We start from the raw sequence: 17,428 nt of genomic DNA, 5'->3' as shown, positions 1-17,428 counted from the left end.
TTCCGGGACCGGGAAACCGGGTGGTGCTAGCCCTACCAAAAGTCGGGTACTGGCATCACTGACTTCGACGGCCCGGCCCGGTTGGCTTGACCGACATGACGACAACCATCGAGCCACCCCGCACCGCGTCCGACTTCGCCGAGCTCGGCCGCCGGATCAACGCGGCCGGCCTGCTGCGGCGGCGCCCGGCCTACTATGTCGCGCGGCTCGGCCTGGTGTCCCTGGCCGTGATCGGCGGCTGGACCGCCTTCTTCCTGGTCGGGTCCTCCTGGTGGACGCTGGCCGTGGCCGCCTTCCTGGCCGTCGTGTTCGCCCAGGTGGCGCTGGTCGCCCACGACCTCGCCCACCGGCAGGTCTTCCGCACCAACACCCCGAGCCGTCGCGCCGGCCTGATCGCCGGCAACCTGGTGATCGGCATGTCCTACGGCTACTGGATGGACAAGCACACCAAGCACCACGCCAACCCCAACCACGACGACCTCGACCCCGACGTCGGCCCCGGCGTGCTGGTCTGGAGTCGCGAGGCGGCCCGGGGCAAGGGCTTCCTCACCCGCTATCAGGCGTGGTTCTTCTTCCCGCTGCTCACCCTGCTCGGCCTCTCCCTCAAGCGCGAGAGCATCCGGGCCCTGCGCAACGGCACGGTCAAGCGGCGCGGCGTCGAGGCGGCCCTGCTCGTGGCCCACCTCGTCTTCTACGTGAGCGCCCTGCTGGTGGTGCTCGGCCCGCTGCAGGCGCTGGCCTTCTTCGCGGTCCACCAGGCGCTGTTCGGGGTCTACCTGGGCCTCACCTTCGCCCCCAACCACAAGGGCATGCCGCATCCCGACGGCAGCGAGGACTACCTCCGCAAGCAGGTGCTGACCTCCCGCAACGTGCGGGGCGGCCTGGTCGTCGACGCGGCGCTCGGCGGCCTCAACTACCAGATCGAGCACCACCTGTTCCCGGCCATGCCGACGCCCAACCTGCGCAAGGCCCAGCCGATCGTGCGGGCCTACTGCGCCGAGATCGGGGTGCCCTACGAGATGACCGGGCTCGTCGACTCGTACGCCCAAGCGCTGCGCCACCTCCACGCCGTCGGGGAGGATCTGCGGCGATAGCCGCAAGTCTTCGCAACCCCGAGGGGAACCCGGATGGATCTTCAACTCACCGGCAAGGTCGCCGTCATCACCGGCGGCAGCGCGGGCATCGGCCTGGCGATCGCCCACGGCCTGGCGGCCGAGGGCGTCGATCTTGCGCTGTGCGGCCGCGACGAGGACCGCTTGCGCTCGGCGGCGGCCGAGCTTCCGGGCGTACGCGTCCTGACCGTCGCCGCCGACCTCGCCGTCCCGGGCGAGGCGGAGCGGCTGGCCGAGACCGTGACGGCCGAGTTCGGCGGCGCCGACATCCTCGTCAACAACGCGGGCACCGGCAGCGAGGAGACGATCCTGACCGCGCCCGACGAGCGCTGGCAGCACTACTGGGAGCTGCACGTGATGGCCGCGGTCCGCCTGGCCCGCACGATCGCCCCCGGCATGAAGTCCCGCGGCGGCGGCGTCATCCTGCACAACGCGTCGATCTGCGCGACCCAGCCACTCGGCTACGAACCTGTCTACAACGTGACCAAGGCGGCGCTGGTGATGTTCTCCAAGTGCCTGGCCAACGAACTGATCGGCGACAACATCCGCGTCAACGCGGTCAACCCGGGCCTGGTCATGACCGGCGACTGGGTCAAGACCGCGAAGCAGCTGACCGAGGGCACCGACCAGACCTGGGAGCAGTACCTGCAGGAGATCGCCGACGACAACGCCCCGATCGGCCGCTTCGCGACCCCCGAGGAAGTCGCCGACTTCTTCGTCTTCCTCTGCTCCCCGCGCGCCTCCTACTCGGTCGGCTCCTCCTACTACGTCGACGGCGGATGGCTCAACGTCACTACATAAACCTCGCTCAGCATCTAGACATGAGTCATCTGGCGCCTAGACTAGAGGGGTCCTCACACCTCTAGTTCAGGAGGCTTTGCCATGACTACTAGCAGCACCGAAAGGAAGGCAGTCGACGATGCTCTCGATGAGGAGGTCTACGACCGCAGCGGATTCGACCGCCCGCTGATCACGATGGAGGAGTTTCTGGCCAACGGAACCAACGTCTTTCGATCCGACGAAGAGGTCGACGACCTCATCGCCATGGTTCGCGAGTCGCGCCGCACCGGGTTGGCCTGAGCCCATGAAACAACCGGTGGTATTCGATACGGACGTCTCGTCGATGTACATCAAGGGCCGGCTTCCCGCGACCTTGGGCATCAAACTGGCCGAGGCGAACCCGGTCATGACCTTCGTGACTCAGGGCGAGCTCATGAAATGGACGTTGGTCCGCGACCTGGGCCTTCAGCGGAGGGGCGAAGTCCTGAGCTGGATAGACAAGACGCCCTTCCTCGAGGGCAATGAGATCGTCGCGAACCTCTACGGTCGGCTGTCGGCAGCCGCGAAACGTCGCGGCCGTCCCCGGCAGCCGAATGACATGTGGGTCGCGGCTTGCTGCATGGCGCGCCGGCTGCCCCTGGCCACGCTGAATGTCAGGGATTACCAAGATTTCGCCGAACATCACGGGCTTGAGCTGATCACCGCCTAGCGGCGGTCAGCATCCTCTGTCGTCCCCCTAACCCCCGAGGCCGAGCCCAGGCCGACCGCATGAAAGCGCATTTCGCCATGCGAAGCCGGTCACGCTCCAGGCCTCGGGTCCATCGTCGGGTCAGTGCCTGATCGCTGGACGAGTCGTTGAGCTTTCCCCGTGCAGGGTCAGACGCCGGCCATGGCCAGGTTGCGGGTCGTGATGGAGTCGCGCCAGCGGGCGGCCTGGTCGAGGGCCGGGGCCGGGCGGGTCTCGCGGCGCAGGAACAGCACGCCGCAGACGATGGTGGCGCTGATCAGGCCGACGAAGGCCGACGCGGCGACCGGCGGCTGGCCGGTGAGCAGGCCGTAGAGCAGCCAGGACGAGCAGGCGCCCGCGCCCAGGCGCCAGCGGAGCGGAGACAGGCCTGACAGGTCCTGAGTGCGGTCGCGGAGCAGGGCCAGGGGCTGGGGGATCGCGGACAGGAAAGACACCCCGGCCAGGAGCAGGCCGAGCAGCGGGGCGACCTGCTCACCGCGTACGCCCGGAAGGGCCGCCGCCAGGCCGCTCAGAAGGACCGCCGTCAGGACCGTGCCGGCGCTGGCGGCGCTGAGCCGCAGCGCCCGCGGTGAGCGCATGCCCGGCTGGGTGATCAGCAGTGCCGTGAGGATGGCGAGGCCCGCCGTGCCGGTGACCACGTTCGTCACCACCTGGATTTCCTGGCCGCTGAGCAGGCCGTAGGTGATCCAGCCGAGCGGCATGACCACCCCGAGGGCGCAGGCGGTGGGTGAGAGGCCGCGGGTGCGCCGCTGGACGCACGACTTGATGACCTGGGGCCAGGACAGGGACATGGAGAGCGCGGCGCCGAGGACGCCGAGGGTGTGGGTAAGCATGATCCGATTCCGGTAGGGGGCAGGGCCATGTGTCCCTTCGACCTGCCGGCGGGCGGTGCTGACCAAGATCCGACCGGCGCAACCGTCTTGCCACCGAACGGGACCGGTGGCGTGATCTGGAGCACTATCTGCCGGTTCGGCCACCGCGAGGGCGGTGGACACCATGCCGCATGCATTTGGCACAGTGGACGGATGCTGACCGACGTGGACCTGCCGGCGCCTGGCCTGCTCTGGACCAGGTGGGCGACGATTTCGGCCGCGCTGACCGGCATCGGCTATGCCGACGTGTGGTTCGTCGACGACCGGGGTGCCCACCACGACGATCACGGCGGCAGCTGGGCGCGGTTCGCGCTGCTCGACGGCGCCCGCGCGGTTCTCTACGGCTATGCCCGTGAGCACAGCGCGACCGCCGCGGCCGATCCGCCGATCGATCTGCTGACCGGCGCGCCGGACTGGCTGCCCTGGGACGACCTGGCCCCGCTGGCCGAAAGTGATCAGCTCGGGTTCGTGGCCTGGCACGCCGAGGGCCGGTGGTCGCGCGCCCGCTATCGCGAGGGCGTCGGCGATGGCCTGGTCGACGTCGCCGGTGCGGTGCTGAGCACCGAGAACACGCTGGTCGAGCTCAGCGAGATCGTCACCGAGTGGGGCCGGCACGATCTGCGGACGCCGTCCGAGCGCGACGAGGTGCGGGCGGCCGGCGAGCATCTGCTGGCCGCGGCCGTGCGCGGCGAGGTGGGCGGGTCGGCGTTCGAACGGCTGCTCGGCCGCCTCGACGATCCCCCGCTCAACCTGAAGGCGGCCCTGTTCGCGGCCGGCCGGGCGGGCATCACCAGCGGCACCCGGCCACCGCGCATTCCGGCCGGTTCGCGGCCCGCGCTGCGCCGGGTGCGGCGGCTCAGCCAGGGCGAGCACGACCGGCTGGTCTGGGCGGCGATGCGGGACGCGGCCGAGCTGCGGCGCCCGGCGCCGGCGGTGGTCCCGCCGCTTCAGGAGCTGATCGGCTGGTTGCGCGGGCGGTCACCCGCCGGCGACGGGCGGTGTTCGCTTCTGGTGTACGCCGATGCGACCAGCCTGACCGCGCAGCCGGGTGAGTTCCCGCCCGCCGGACGACCGGACGAGGAACGGTTCGCGCTGTTCCACGAGCTGGCCGACCGGGTGCGGGCGCTGCGCGCGGCCGAGTCCGATCCGCGGTACGGCCGGTGGCTGTTCCTGCGGGTCGAGGTGTCGGCGAGCGGCGTGCAGATCGAGCGGCGGTACGACTCGTGGCCGGACTGGTGGGCGGACGACGGCGTCTCCGGCCCGTGGCGCACCAACCTGCGGGAGGAGACCGACCGCCGGGCCGAGGCCTGGCGCCCCGCCTGGACCGCCCTGCTCGATCCGGAGGTCGCGTTCCGCCCGGCCTAGATCCGCGCCGCACGGGCCCGGGAGTTCAGCGCGGTGAGTAGGGTCGCGTCATGTCTGAGATCGACCTCGCGCGGCAGCGGCACGCCGACTCCACCTTCATCGACGTCGACCTGGTCGAGGAGGAGATGGAGGGGCTCGAGTTCGACAGGTGTGAGTTCCGCAGCGTCCGCTTCAACTGCTCGGCTCAGACCGACGTGGCGTTCCTGAACTGCACGTTCGTCAACTGCACGTTCTTCGACGCGACGTTCACCCGCTGCAAGCTGGTCGGCAGCACCTTCGAGCGCTGCACGTTCGACATCACCGAGGTCGACGGCGGCGACTGGTCGTTCGTCAACCTGTCCCGCACCGATCTGGGCAGTGCCACCTTCAGAAATGTCCGCATGCGCGAGACCGACCTCACCGACGCCCGGTGTGAGGGTGGCTCCTTCCGTGACTGCGATCTTTCGGGCGCCACTCTGAGGGGCGCCGACCTGACCCGGGCCGACCTGCGCGGCAGCGACATCTCGTCGCTCGACCCGACCGAGACGATTGTCCGCCACGCCATCATCACGGCCGAGCAGGGGGTCATGCTGGCGATGGCGCTGGGCCTCGACGTCCGCGACGCCTGATCCCGGCGGTGAGCGGCGGCGCAGTCCAGTGTGGAGATCCGCGACCACCGATGTAGCACCTTGCGTGGCCACGGAAGTCTGTGGATATGCGCAAGGTATTCACGTTCTTCCTCGCGGCGCTCGTCGCCTTGGTGACGCTGTCGGCGGCGGGTCCGGCCCGGGCTGACACGCCGGACCCGGCCAACTGGCCCAAGCCGCGGTTCCTCTCCTACAACGTGTGCGGCGCGGCCGGCCAGTGCGGCATTTACCAGAACTCGGCGACCGCGTGGAGCAACACGATGATCTCGGCGATCGACAACTGGGACGCCGACCTGATCATGCTCCAGGAAGTCTGCTATGGACAGTGGACGACGCTGCGGGCCGCGTTGCAGAACCGGACGAGCGGCTCGCCGTACGACTCGATCTGGGGCGCGTCACTGGCCAGCACGAACGGCTGCAAGAAGTGGGGTTCCGATCTGCGCTACGGCCTGGTGATCCTGGCCAAGGGTGGCGCCGGGACGATCAACAACAGCTACCGGGAGGTCACCTACCTTCCGAACCCGTCCGGCGGCGAGGCGCGAATCCTGTTGTGCGGGCGCGCCTCGGTGACCGGGCGGCTGGTCCGCGCCTGCGACACGCACATCGACTACGTCGGCTCCGACCCCCAGCAGCAGGTCGCGGCGGTGGCCGCCAAGACGCGGGGCTACACCGAGCCGGTGGTGCTCGGCGGAGACTTCAACCTGGAGCCGCAGGACGCCCGGCTCAACCCGATCTACGACCACAGCGGCGGCACCGGTGTGTTCCAGGAGGTCGACGAGAACGACACCTCGTACTTCACCGCCGGCTGCGCCGGCCTGGACCGCTGTCGCAGCGGCGAGCCGACCGAGACGGTGACCCCCGACTGTCAGGGGTCGGGCAGCGTCACCCACACGGCGAAGATCGACTACATCTTCGTCAGCGCGGCCTTCTTCACGACGGTGCGCGGTGACGCCGCCGCGTGCACGGTGGGCATGTCCGACCACCATCTCCTGCGGGGCGCCGCCGCCTGGGTGAGCTAGCGCTATTTCTTGAGGGTCGAGCCGCTCTCGGAGTGCGACCGGCCGAGGAAGAAGATGCCGGGGAGGCCGCCGGTCTCGAAGCCGGCGCTCGGGTTGTGCAGCAGCTTCGAGTTGCGGATCTTCAGGGTGCCGGTGCGGTCGTTGCTGACGAAGAAGACCGCGCCGCCGCCCTCCTTGGCCTTGTTGTTCTCGATCAGGGTGCCGTCGAGGGTGAGCGTGAAGTCGTTGCCGTCGAGGTAGATGGCACCGCCGCTGCCGCCGCCCGGCGTGCCCGAGCGGGCCGGGTTGGCGCCGTGGCCGATCGCCGAGTTGCCGGTGAAGACGCTGTTGAGGACGGTCCAGCTGACCTGGATGCTGCTCAGGCCGGAGCCGTTGGAGCAGACGCCGCCGGTGAAGGTGCTGCCCACGACGTACACCGGAAGGTTTTGACTTTGATTGAGCGCGCGGATGGCCGCGCCGCCCAGGTCGGGGCCGGTGCTGTCGCACCGGTTGCCGGTGAAGCGTGAGTTGATCACCTTGAGGCGGCCGCCGCGATCGAAGATCGCGCCGCCGCCTCCGCCGCCGCTGTCGCCGGTCTTCTGGCCGATGCTGTTGCCGTCGGCGAAGGCCAGGTTTTGTACGGTCAGCTTCGGCGTCGCCTGGTTGTCGCAGTGCGAGGTCGTCCAGGTCTGGGCCTTGTCGCAGGTGTCCATGTAGAGGATGCGGCGCTTGCCGCCGCCGCTGAGGGTGACCCGGCCGCCGCCGTCGAGCACCACGCTCGAGCTGGTGTTGCGCACCTTGGCCGTGGCCGTCATCGTGATCGTCACCGGGTCGGGGCCGCAGTCGAACGTGATGATGCCGCCCTGCGCGACCGCCTTGACCACCGCGGCCGACGTGCAGCCCGACGGCGTGCCCTTGCCGATCTTGTGGGTGGGGTGGCTGGTGTCGACCGGCCGGGCGTCGGCCGGGATCGTCGCGTGGCCCGACGGGTTGCCCGGCTTCGGGAGAAGCTTCGGCTTCTTCCTGGTGGCCGTCGGCTTGGGGGTCGCCGACGCCGACGAGGACGGGACCGCCGACGGAGCCGGCGAGGAGGAAGCCGCGGCCGCGGCCGGCGGCTCCTCGAAGGCGGCCGTTTTGTCCGCATGATGCCCGCAGCCGCCCAGCAGGGCCGCCACCAGGGCAGAAGTCACGATCACCAATCGGCGTTTGCGCACCGGCCGACTCTAGACGCGAGTCCGGCCCGGCGGCGAGAGGAACCGGCTTGGCATCGACCTTCTACTATGCGTCCCGTCGCGGCACCGCGGCCGCGGCCACAACCGTCAGAAAGGTCGACCTGTATGCCCTTCAACAAGGCGCACCGACTCCTGACCGCAGCGCTGGCCGGCGCCTTAGCCGCCACCGGCGTCTCCCTGCCCGCCCTCGCCTCGACGGCGAAAACGACGACCGCCGAGGCGAATCGGGTGGACCGGGTTCCCACTCCGCAGCTCGACTGGTATTCCTGCTACGACATCGCCGAGTGCGCGACCGTGCGGTTGCCGCTCGACTACGACCAGCCCCACGGCGCCACCACCGAGGTCGCGGTGCTCCGCGTCAAGGCGAAGGACCAGGCTCACCGCATCGGCAGCCTGTTCCTCAACCCGGGCGGGCCGGGCGGCTCGGGCACCCAGTTCGCGCTCGAGGCACCGCAGTTCCTCAGCGACTCCCTGTTGCAGCGCTTCGACATCGTCGGCGTCGACCCGCGCGGCATCGCGTCGAGCGACAACGTCAAGTGCTTCTCGTCGGTCAAGGACCAGACGGCCGCACTCGCCGATCTCAACGTGCCCTTCCCGGTCGGGAAGGCCGAGGAGCAGACGTACGAGCGGGGCTCGAGGGAACTCGGCCGCGCCTGCTCGACGACCGGCCGTCCGCTGTCCGGCTCGATGTCGACGGCCGAGGACGCCCGCGACATGGACGTCATCCGCCGGGCGGTCGGCGACCAGAAGCTCAACTACCTGGGCTTCAGCTACGGCACCGCCCTCGGGCAGTACTACGCGAACATGTTCCCGGACCGCTTCCGGGTGCTGGTCGTCGACGGCGTGATCGACCCGCGGGCGTGGGTCGGCAACACCCACCAGATCCTCGACGCGCGCATGCACTCGGCCGACGGGGCGTACCGCGCGCTGCACGAGATCCTGGTGCGGTGCGGCCGGGCCGGCCCGTCCTACTGCGCCTTCGCCGGCGGTGGTGACCCGCTCACGAAGTTCGACCAGATCGCGCAGGCGCTGCGGAAGAAGCCGCTGGTCATCGACGGGGAGACGCTCACCTATGCCGGCTTCGTCAGCGGTGTCCAGAGCGTGCTCTACAGCTCGACCGCGGGCGACGACGTGACCCAGATCCTGGCCGAGGTGTGGGACGCGTTGCACGGCGGTTCGACGGCCGCGCTCACGGCCCGGGTCGATGCGGCGAAGGCGGGCAAGGGCTACGACTTCCCGTACGACAACGGCGCCGAAGCCTCGCTGAGCGTCATCTGCACCGACACGCTGGAGCCGGCCGACGCCGCGTTCTGGTCGCCGGCGACCGCCCAGCGCGACCGGGAGGCGCCCTACTTCGGACGCTCGTGGGGCTGGCTGAGCAGCCCGTGTGCCCGTGACAGCTGGACGGTCCGCGACGAGGACGCCTACAACGGGCCGTTCGACAAGCGCACCGCGTCGCCGATGCTCTACGTGGGCAGCCTGTGGGACCCGGCGACCAACTACGACTCGGCGGTCGCGGCCAGCGGGCTGCACCCGACGGCCCGGCTGCTGAGCAGTAACAACTGGGGTCACACCGCGTACGGCACCGGGGCCTGCGCGACCGCCGCCATCGACAACTATCTGCTGACCGGGGCGCTCCCGGCCAAGGGGACGCTCTGCACCGACGCGCCGCAGCCGTTCAGCTCGCCGCTGCCGGCCGCCGCCTCGTTCGCCGCCCGCACCGGCAAGCAGTTGCCGCCGGTGGTTTCGATGCGTCCGAAGTCGATTCTGACCTCGGACAACTGATGCGGGGCCGGGGCGGGCCGAGGGGGCCCGCCCCGGCCGTCTTCAGCAGGCGCCGTTGCAGGCCAGCACCTTGAGCCGGTCAAGGGTGCCGTTCCACTGGTTGGAGTCGCCGGCGAACGGGCCGGTCGACGAGTACTGCCAGATCGACCAGGTCGGCGCGCCGGCCGGCAGGGTGCCGGGCGCGCTGGCATAGCGGGCCAGCCAGAGCGGCGAGTTGGCCCAGAAGCCGCTGTAGTTGCCGGTGCAGCTGGTCCACCAGTCGGTGGTCGTGTAGATGACCGCCCACCGTGCGGTGCGCGCGTGATATTCGTTCAGGAAGGCCGAGATCCAGGAGCGCATGCTCGCCTGGGAGAGGCCGTAGCAGGTCGCGCCGTACGGGTTGTATTCCAGGTCGACCGCGCCCGGCAGCGTCTTGCCGTCCTTCGACCAGCCGCCGCCGTGGGCGACGAAGTAGTCGGCCTGGGCGGCCGCGCCGGCCCCGTTCGGGATCGCGAAGTGGTACGCCCCGCGGATCATCCCGACGTTGTAGGACCCGTTGTACTGCTGCGCGAACGACGGGTTGGTGTAGTAGTTGCCCTCGGTCGCCTTGACGTAGGCGAACCGGGATCCGGCGTTCCACTGGGCCGTCCAGTTGACGCTGCCCTGGTAGCCGGACACGTCCTGGCCGTAGGTGACGGTTGCGGCCTGTGCGGGTGCCGTGGCGACCAGCGCGGTCAGCAGGGTGGCCGCCGCGGTGAGGGCGGCGAGCCGGGTGCGGAATGACACGACTGAACCTCCGTTCAGGAAGGGGAAGGCTCGTCGATTCATTCACATAGATGGATGAATAACAACTACACGGATCTGAATCCTTCGTTCGTGGGCTTCCGATCGGCGTAGTCGCGCGAGTCGGCGGTCCAGCCGGCGATGGCGGCGACGGTGATCACGAGGAAGAAGATTGCCAGCACGATTTCCATGACACCGAGTCTTCTCGCCGTCGCCCGGCGTCGACAGTGGCAGAGATGCCACACACCTTCTAAATCCTGCCAACCCCAAGTACGCTCGGTCACATCCCGTCCGACCACCCCCTCCACCACCCCTCAAAGGACTGAAGGCAGCATGATTCGCAACGTGGCCGTCATAGCTCTCCCCGAGGTGGCCGTCTTCGAGCTCGGCGTGATGTGCGAGCTGTTCGGCTACGACCGCACCGCCGACGGCCTCCCCGGCTACGACTTCGCCCTCTGCTCGGCCGACGGTGCCCCCGTGCGTACGCATGCCGGGTTCGACGTCTCCGTGCACGCCGACCTGTCCCGCACCGACGAGGCCGACCTCGTCGCCGTGGTGCCGTACGGCACCGGTGACGAGTCGCCCGAGGTGCGCGCCGCCCTGCGCCGGGCCCACGAGCGAGGCGCCTGGGTGATGAGCGTGTGCACCGGGGCGTTCGCGCTCGGGGCGGCCGGCCTGCTCGACGGGCGCCGCTGCACCACGCACTGGCGGCACACCGCCGAGCTGTCCCGGCGCTATCCGGCCGCCCAGGTCGACCCGGGCGTGCTCTACGTGCAGGACGGCCGGATCCTGACCAGCGCGGGCACCGCGGCCAGCATCGACGCCGGGCTGCACCTGATCCGCCAGGAGCAGGGCTCGGCGGTCGCCAACATGATCGCCCGGCGGATGGTGGTGCCACCGCACCGCGACGGCGGCCAGGCCCAGTACATCGAGACGCCGATCCCGACCGCCGGCTGCGAGACCCTCCAGCCGGTGCTCAACCACGTGCTGGCCACCCTCGACCACCTGCACACCGTGGACACGATGGCCGAACTGGCGCACATGGCCCCGCGCACGTTCGCCCGCCGGTTCCGCGACGAGACCGGCGCGACCCCGCACGACTGGCTCACCGGCCAGCGCCTGCTGCTGGCCCGGCACCTGCTGGAAGACAGCGACCTCGGCGTCGACTCGATCGCTGAGCGGGCCGGGTTCGGCAGCGCGCAGACCCTCCGGCACCACTTCGCGCAGCGGCTGAGCACCACCCCGCAGGCCTACCGCGGGACGTTCAAGTCACAACCGGTGTAAGCGCGGGCCGGACGGGGCAGACTGGCGGCCATGGCGACGACTCCCGGTCCGACCGTGTTCGTGCTCTTCGGAGCGACCGGCGACCTGGCCCGGCGGATGGTGCTGCCGGCCTTCTACACCCTGGCGATCGAGGGCCTGCTGCCCGACGAGTGGATCCTGGTCGGCAACGGCCGGGGCGATGTCTCGCACGAGAACTTCCGCTCCCGCGTACGGGAAGCGCTGGAGGAATTCGGCCCGAAGCCGGCGCAGGGTCCGTGGTCCTCGTTCGCGGAGCGGCTCCGGTTCGCCGGAGGCGGCTTCAATTCGGATGACCCGGGCAGCCTGCTCGACGTGATCAGTGACGCCCGCTCCTCGTTCCGGAAGCCGGCCGAGCTCGTGCACTACCTGGCCATCCCGCCGGTCGCCTTCCCCGAGATCACCAAGGCGCTCGGGCAGCACGGGCTCTCCGACGGGGCGCGCGTGGTCTACGAGAAGCCGTTCGGCACCTCGCCGGAGAGCTTCCGCACGCTCAACCGCCAGGTCCACCGCGTGCTCGACGAGTCGCAGGTCTTCCGGATCGACCACTTCCTGGGCAAGGAGGCGACGCAGGACCTGCACGTGCTGCGCTTCGCCAACCAGGCGTTCGCGGCGCTGTGGAGCCGTGAGCACATCGAGAGCGTGCAGATCGACGTGCCGGAGACGCTCGGCATCGACGACCGCGCGGTCTTCTACGACGCCACCGGCGCGGTGCTCGACATGCTGGTCACCCACCTGTTCCAGGTCGCGGCCGAGGTGGCGATGGAACCCCCGGCCAGCCTGGGCGCCGACGACCTGCAGGCCGCGCGGGAAAAGGTGATCCGCTCGTTCCGCCCGCTCGACCCGGCCGAGGTGGTGCTCGGGCAGTTCGCCGGCTACAAGAACGTCAAGGGCGTCGCGAAGCGGTCGTCGACCGACACGTTCGTCGCCGCGCGCATGTGGATCGACAACCCGCGCTGGAAGGGCGTGCCGTTCCTGCTGCGCACCGGCAAGCGGATGGCGGCCAGTGAGCAACGGGTCAGCCTGGTGCTGCGCACCCCTTCGCAGCCCTTGAAGGATCTGCCGCCGCAGGCCAACGTGTTGTCGTTCTCCCTGGCCGGCACCGGCGAGATCGACCTGTCCCTGCTGGCCAAGAAGCCGGGCGTGGCCCTGGAGCTCGACCCGGCCGCGGTGAAGCTGCCGCTCGCCCAACTGCCCGACGCCGACCCGCTGCCGCCCTATTCGCGCCTCATCCACGACGTGCTGCTCGGCGACCGGGCCCTCTTCACCCGCCCCGACGGCCTCGCCGCCACCTGGAAGACGATCACGCCGCTGCTGGAGAACCGGCCGCGCATCATCTCCTACGAACCGGGCTCGTGGGGCCCGGCCAAGGCCCGCGCGCTGGCCTTACCCCACCGGTGGCTGCTCGGCGAGTGACGTCCGCCCTTTCCGGGCCGCCGGCCCGGGCAGAAGCGCCCGCTCCGGCAGCGCGGCGCCGAACAGCGGCTTGGCGGTGGGATCGGTGATGACGCGTACGCCGGGGAGCAGGCGCCGCCCGATCTCGTCCAACGGCAGCGCCTCGGGCCCGGCCGCCTCGACGATGTCGTTCGCCGGCGGCGCGGTGAGCACGTCGGCCAGGATCTCGGCGAGGTCGGCCACCGCGATCGGCTGAAGGTAGGAGGCGGGCAGCCGGGCGACGCCGGCGTGCACGTTGCCGGCCAGAATGGCCGGCAGGAACTCGATGAACTGGGCCGCCCGCAGCATCGTGTAGGGCACCCCGCCGGTCCGGATCGTCTCCTCCTGGATCAGCTTGGCCCGGTAGTAGCCGAGCTCCGGCACCCGTTCCATCCCGATGATCGACACGGGGACGTGGAGCTTGACGCCCGCTTCCCGCTCCGCCGCCAGCAGGTTGCCGGTGCTGGTCCGCAGGAAGTCGGTCGCGGCCGCCTCTTCGAGCGAGGGCGTGCGGGTGGTGTCCAAAACCGCGTCGGCCCGGGTCAGGGCCTCGGTGAGGCCTTCGCCGGTGTACGCGTCGACGCCGCTCGACCGGGACACGGGCACCGGGTCGTGGCCGCGCTGCCGGAGCACGGCCACGACCGCCCGGCCGACTCGCCCACTCCCGCCGACGATCACGATCCGCATCCGGTCCTCGCTCTCCACGTCGTTCGATGGGGGCGAGTATTCCGCAGTGTGACGACAGTCAAAACTGTTCAGGTAAAACTGGACAGGTGTACCTGAAGAAATTAGCGTGGGTGGCTTGGAGACGATCCCCGCTTCCTCGGTGCGCGCGGCCAAGGACATCCGCTCGGTGTTCAGCCGGCTGCGGCGCCGCCTGCGCGAGGTGGCCGCGCTCGGCGACCTCACCCCGTCGCAGACGTCGGTGCTCAGCCGGCTCGAGCGGGGCGTCCCCGCCTCGGCCAGCGCCCTCGCCACCCTGGAACGGGTGCGGCCGCAGTCGATGGCGGCCACCCTCGCCGCGATCCAGGAACACGGCCTGATCCAGCGGCAGCCCGACCCGGCCGACGGCCGACGGCAGCTGATCTCGCTCACCGAGGCCGGCCGGGAGGCGATCGCCGGCTCCCGGCGGCAGCGCGAGGAGTGGCTGGCCCGCTCGCTCACCGACCACTACACCGAGGCCGAGCGGCAGACCATCATCGAGGCGCTCGGGCTCCTCGACCGGCTGGTGGAGCTGTGACGACGGCCGACACCCCGGGCTTCGACCGCCGGCTGATCGCCCCGATGGTGCTGGGCGCCGTCCTCAACCCGGTCAACTCGTCGACGCTCGCGGTCGCGCTGGTGCCGATCGGAGTCGCGTTTCACGCCCTGCCCGCGCAGACCGCCTGGCTGGTCTCCGCGCTCTACCTGGCCACCGCGACCGGCCAGCCGGTGGTCGGCCGGCTCGTCGACCGGTACGGCCCCCGCCGCCTCTACCTGATCAGCACCGCCCTGGTCGGCGTGGCCGGCGTCCTCGGCGTGCTCGCCCCCTCGCTCGGCGTCCTGATCGCCGCCCGGGCCCTGCTCGGCATCGGCACCTGCGCCGGCTACCCGGCCGCGATGTACCTGATCCGCGCCGAGTCCCGGCGCACCGGGCTCGACAGCCCGGCCGGCGTACTGACCGCGCTCGCCGTCAGCGCCCAGACCATCGTGGTCATCGGCCCGACGATCGGCGGCCTGCTGATCGCGTTCGGCGGCTGGCGGTCGATCTTCGCCGTGAACATTCCGCTCGCCCTCGCCTGCCTGGTGCTCGGCCTGCTCCGGCTGCCCAAGGCCGACCACGGTCAGGGCGGCACCACGCCGCTCGACTACCTCGGCATCGCGCTGTTCGCCGGGATGCTGACCAGCCTCATGCTCTTCCTGATGTCGCCCACGGCCGGGCACATCTGGCTGCTCGCGCTCACCGTCGCGATCGCGGCCGGCTTCGGCTGGCGCGAACTGCGGTTCGTCGACCCGTTCATCGACCTGCGGGTCTTCGGCGGCAACGGGCCCCTGATCCTCACCTACGTGCGGACGCTGCTGGCCCAGACCATCGCGTACGCCGTGCTCTACGGCTTCACCCAGTGGCTGGAAGCGGGCCGCGGGCTCAGCGCCTCCCACGCCGGCCTGGTCCTGCTGCCGCTGTCGCTGGTCGGCATCGGGGTGTCGACGCTGACCGGACGGCGCCGGGAGTTCCGGGCCAAACTGCTGGTCGGGGCGGCCTCCCAGGTCGTCGGCTGCGTGCTGATGCTGCTGCTCGACGCGCACAGCCCGATCTGGCTGCCGCTGCTCATCGCCTCGGTCAACGGCCTGCCCCAGGGGCTGAACAGCCTCGCCAACCAGAACGCGGTCTACTACCAGGCCGACCCGGCCCGGATGGGCGCGTCGGCCGGGCTGCTGCGGACCTTCGCGTACCTCGGGGCGATGGTGGCGTCCGCCGCGTACGGAAGCTTCTTCCGGCAGAGTGCCGGAACCGCCGGCCTGCACCACTTCGCGGTTTTCCTGATCGTCGTCGCGGCACTCCTGCTCGCGGTGATCCTCGTCGACCCGTCCCTATCCCGGGTCGGGCGCGAACCCCAACCGAAAGGTACGGCTGCATGACCGTCTCCACCCTGGACCCGAAGACCGCCCTGGTCGTGATCGACCTGCAGGAGCGCATCGTCGGCGCCCCGGTCGTCCCCATCCCGGCCGCCGACGTGGTCGCCCGCACGGCTTCGCTGGCGGAGGCGTTCCGTTCGCACGGGCTGCCGGTCGTCCTGGTGAAGGTCGGCGCCGGCCCGGACGAGGCCACCCCCGGCCGCATCCAGGGCCGCCGGTCCGGCAGCGCACCGCGTCCGGCCGGCGGCGAGGACATCGTCGACGACATCCGCGGCGAGGGCGACATCATCGTGCACAAGCGCAACTGGGGCGCCTTCTACGGCACCGACCTCGACCTGCACCTGCGGCGGCGCGGGGTCACCCAGATCGTGCTGACCGGCATCGCGACCAGCATCGGCGTCGAGTCGACCGCGCGGGCGGCCCACGAGCACGGCTACCACGTCACGCTGGCCTCCGACGCGATGACCGACATCAACGCCGACGCCCACGCCAACAGCGTCGACCGCATCTTCCCGATGCTCGGCGAACTCGGCACCACCGCCGAGATCATCGAGCTGCTGGCCAAGACCCGCTAGTGTCGTGAGTCGCTGACGCGTGCGCGGTAGCGGGCGATGGATTCGAGGATCTGGTCGGCGGTCTTGGTCCAGACGTAGGGGCGAGGGTCGTCGTTCCAGTTCCCGATCCAGTCGCGGATGTCGTTGTTCAACGCCCGGACGCTGCGGTGGGTGCCGCGTTGCAGTTTCTTGGTGGTCAGCTCACCGAACCAGCGTTCGACCAGGTTGAGCCAGGAACTGCTGGTCGGGGTGAAGCGCAGGACGAAGCGGGGATGTCCGGCGAGCCAGCGTTTGATCGCCGGGGTCTTGTGGGTGGAGGCGTTGTCCAGCACCACGTGTACGTCCAGGTCGGCAGGGACTTCACGGTCGAGCGTTTGCAGGAACTTCTTGAACTCGATCGCCCGGTGCCGGGCATGCAAACTGCCGATCACCTTGCCGGTGGTCAGAACCAGAGCGGCGTAAAGGCTGGAGGTGCCGGCCCGTACATAGTCGTGACTCGCGCGTTGCGGGGTACCGGGCAGCATCGGCAACACCGGGGCAGTGCGATCCAGAGCTTGGATCTGCGACTTCTCATCGACACACAACACGACGGCGCGTTCGGGCGGGTCGAGATACAAGCCGACGACGTCGCGGACCTTGTCGATGAACTGCGGGTCCTTCGACAGTTTCCACGCGTCTTGCCGGTGCGGCTGCAGGCCGAACGCCCGCCAGATTCTGGAAACCGCCGTCTGGGACAGGCCGACCTCGGCCGCCATCGAGCGCGTCGACCAGTGCGTGGCATCTCTCGGCGTGGTTTCCAGAGTCGTGGTGATGACCCGTTCGACGTCGGCGTCGGCGATCGTGCGAGGCCGGCCCGGCCGTGGCTCGTCCAGCAAACCGTCCAGCCGATCGGCAGCGAACCGGTTACGCCACTTGGTGACCATGTTGCGCGAGACCCCGAGATCCTCGGCGATTTGCCCGTTCGGCGCACCCGGCGCATCAGCGCACGCCAGCACGACCCGCGACCGCAACGCCAGAGCCTGCGCCGACGAAGGCCGCCGTGACCACGCCCCCAGCCGCTCCCGCTCATCGTCAGTGAGCACGATCGGCACCGCCACCGGGTTAGGCATCAACCCACCGTACCCACTGACACATATTTAACGACTCAGGACACTAGTGCCGTGAGTCGTTGACGCGTGTGCGGTAGCGGGCGATGGATCCGAGGATCTGGTCGGCGGTCTTGGTCCCGACGTAGGGCCGGAACTT

Annotated in this window: 19 protein-coding genes; 13 read left to right on the top strand and 6 right to left on the bottom strand. The window is 70.1% G+C overall.

Annotated features, from left to right (window positions below):
- Positions 1-95: 95 nt before the first annotated feature.
- The 4 genes from AB0M88_RS30310 to AB0M88_RS30295 all read left to right on the top strand — a co-directional run bounded on the left by AB0M88_RS30310 (position 96) and on the right by AB0M88_RS30295 (position 2,601).
- Positions 96-1,094, top strand: a complete 999-nt coding sequence (locus AB0M88_RS30310) for an acyl-CoA desaturase (protein WP_364108232.1) — start codon at positions 96-98, stop codon at positions 1,092-1,094.
- Positions 1,095-1,127: 33 nt separating this feature from the next.
- Positions 1,128-1,913 carry an SDR family oxidoreductase gene (locus AB0M88_RS30305; RefSeq protein ID WP_364108230.1) on the top strand — a complete coding sequence of 262 codons (786 nt, stop codon included), beginning with the start codon at positions 1,128-1,130 and terminating at the stop codon, positions 1,911-1,913.
- A gap of 81 nt (positions 1,914-1,994) precedes the next feature.
- On the top strand, positions 1,995-2,192 hold the full coding sequence (locus AB0M88_RS30300; protein WP_364108228.1) for a hypothetical protein: 198 nt from the start codon (positions 1,995-1,997) through the stop codon (positions 2,190-2,192).
- 4 nt (positions 2,193-2,196) lie between these two features.
- Positions 2,197-2,601 carry a type II toxin-antitoxin system VapC family toxin gene (locus AB0M88_RS30295; RefSeq protein ID WP_364108226.1) on the top strand — a complete coding sequence of 135 codons (405 nt, stop codon included), beginning with the start codon at positions 2,197-2,199 and terminating at the stop codon, positions 2,599-2,601.
- A 167-nt stretch (positions 2,602-2,768) separates the two neighbouring features.
- On the opposite strand, the gene AB0M88_RS30290 is transcribed toward AB0M88_RS30295, so the two are convergent.
- Positions 2,769-3,473: a SemiSWEET transporter gene (locus AB0M88_RS30290; protein ID WP_364108224.1), complete on the bottom strand. Its 705-nt coding sequence runs from the start codon at positions 3,471-3,473 to the stop codon at positions 2,769-2,771.
- A gap of 192 nt (positions 3,474-3,665) precedes the next feature.
- On the opposite strand from AB0M88_RS30290, the gene AB0M88_RS30285 reads away from it, so the two are divergent.
- The 3 genes from AB0M88_RS30285 to AB0M88_RS30275 all read left to right on the top strand — a co-directional run bounded on the left by AB0M88_RS30285 (position 3,666) and on the right by AB0M88_RS30275 (position 6,522).
- Positions 3,666-4,877 (top strand): hypothetical protein, encoded by a 1,212-nt coding sequence (locus tag AB0M88_RS30285; RefSeq protein ID WP_364108222.1) that lies wholly within the window; start codon positions 3,666-3,668, stop codon positions 4,875-4,877.
- 50 nt (positions 4,878-4,927) lie between these two features.
- Positions 4,928-5,485 (top strand): pentapeptide repeat-containing protein, encoded by a 558-nt coding sequence (locus tag AB0M88_RS30280; RefSeq protein ID WP_364108220.1) that lies wholly within the window; start codon positions 4,928-4,930, stop codon positions 5,483-5,485.
- Positions 5,486-5,571: 86 nt separating this feature from the next.
- Entirely contained in the window at positions 5,572-6,522 is a 951-nt protein-coding gene (locus AB0M88_RS30275) for an endonuclease/exonuclease/phosphatase family protein (RefSeq protein ID WP_364108218.1), read from the top strand.
- 2 nt (positions 6,523-6,524) lie between these two features.
- Here the strand turns inward: AB0M88_RS30275 and AB0M88_RS30270 are convergent, their stop codons facing one another.
- Positions 6,525-7,691, bottom strand: a complete 1,167-nt coding sequence (locus AB0M88_RS30270) for a hypothetical protein (protein ID WP_364108216.1) — start codon at positions 7,689-7,691, stop codon at positions 6,525-6,527.
- A 147-nt stretch (positions 7,692-7,838) separates the two neighbouring features.
- Between AB0M88_RS30270 and AB0M88_RS30265 the strand changes: the two genes are divergently transcribed.
- Positions 7,839-9,518, top strand: a complete 1,680-nt coding sequence (locus AB0M88_RS30265; RefSeq protein ID WP_364108213.1) for an alpha/beta fold hydrolase — start codon at positions 7,839-7,841, stop codon at positions 9,516-9,518.
- A 42-nt stretch (positions 9,519-9,560) separates the two neighbouring features.
- Here the strand turns inward: AB0M88_RS30265 and AB0M88_RS30260 are convergent, their stop codons facing one another.
- Positions 9,561-10,283, bottom strand: coding sequence for a lysozyme (locus tag AB0M88_RS30260; protein WP_364108210.1), 723 nt, complete (start codon positions 10,281-10,283; stop codon positions 9,561-9,563).
- Between the two features lie 65 nt (positions 10,284-10,348).
- Positions 10,349-10,471: a hypothetical protein gene (locus AB0M88_RS30255; RefSeq protein WP_364108208.1), complete on the bottom strand. Its 123-nt coding sequence runs from the start codon at positions 10,469-10,471 to the stop codon at positions 10,349-10,351.
- Between the two features lie 142 nt (positions 10,472-10,613).
- Here AB0M88_RS30255 and AB0M88_RS30250 point away from each other — a divergent pair, with 142 nt between their 5' ends.
- Together AB0M88_RS30250 and zwf are read left to right on the top strand one after the other, a co-directional pair.
- Positions 10,614-11,564 carry a helix-turn-helix domain-containing protein gene (locus AB0M88_RS30250; RefSeq protein ID WP_364108206.1) on the top strand — a complete coding sequence of 317 codons (951 nt, stop codon included), beginning with the start codon at positions 10,614-10,616 and terminating at the stop codon, positions 11,562-11,564.
- Between the two features lie 30 nt (positions 11,565-11,594).
- Complete coding sequence (gene zwf, locus AB0M88_RS30245; RefSeq protein ID WP_364108204.1) at positions 11,595-12,995, top strand: glucose-6-phosphate dehydrogenase; 1,401 nt, start codon at positions 11,595-11,597, stop codon at positions 12,993-12,995.
- Here the strand turns inward: zwf and AB0M88_RS30240 are convergent.
- Positions 12,966-13,718 carry an NAD(P)H-binding protein gene (locus tag AB0M88_RS30240; protein WP_364108202.1) on the bottom strand — a complete coding sequence of 251 codons (753 nt, stop codon included), beginning with the start codon at positions 13,716-13,718 and terminating at the stop codon, positions 12,966-12,968. The two genes, zwf and AB0M88_RS30240, sit on opposite strands and share 30 nt — an antisense overlap.
- Positions 13,719-13,815: 97 nt before the next feature.
- Between AB0M88_RS30240 and AB0M88_RS30235 the strand changes: the two genes are divergently transcribed.
- The 3 genes from AB0M88_RS30235 to AB0M88_RS30225 are packed head-to-tail and all read left to right on the top strand — an operon-like array spanning position 13,816 to position 16,204.
- Positions 13,816-14,253, top strand: coding sequence for a MarR family transcriptional regulator (locus tag AB0M88_RS30235; protein ID WP_364108200.1), 438 nt, complete (start codon positions 13,816-13,818; stop codon positions 14,251-14,253).
- Positions 14,250-15,632 carry an MFS transporter gene (locus tag AB0M88_RS30230; RefSeq protein ID WP_364108198.1) on the top strand — a complete coding sequence of 461 codons (1,383 nt, stop codon included), beginning with the start codon at positions 14,250-14,252 and terminating at the stop codon, positions 15,630-15,632. Before AB0M88_RS30235 ends, AB0M88_RS30230 begins: the two co-directional genes overlap by 4 nt.
- The gene (locus AB0M88_RS30225; RefSeq protein ID WP_364108196.1) at positions 15,629-16,204 is read left to right on the top strand and encodes an isochorismatase family protein; all 576 of its coding nucleotides are present in this window, start codon (positions 15,629-15,631) and stop codon (positions 16,202-16,204) included. The genes AB0M88_RS30230 and AB0M88_RS30225 overlap by 4 nt, the downstream gene beginning before the upstream one ends.
- On the opposite strand, the gene AB0M88_RS30220 is transcribed toward AB0M88_RS30225, so the two are convergent.
- Positions 16,201-17,292, bottom strand: coding sequence for an IS630 family transposase (locus tag AB0M88_RS30220; RefSeq protein ID WP_364108194.1), 1,092 nt, complete (start codon positions 17,290-17,292; stop codon positions 16,201-16,203). The two genes, AB0M88_RS30225 and AB0M88_RS30220, sit on opposite strands and share 4 nt — an antisense overlap.
- Positions 17,293-17,428: the final 136 nt, after the last annotated feature.

The organism is Actinoplanes sp. NPDC051411 (assembly GCF_040682075.1).
Taxonomy (GTDB): Bacteria; Actinomycetota; Actinomycetes; order Mycobacteriales; family Micromonosporaceae; genus Actinoplanes.
The sequence above is the reverse complement of the archived record's forward strand: the minus strand, read 5'-3'. Positions and strand labels throughout refer to the sequence as shown.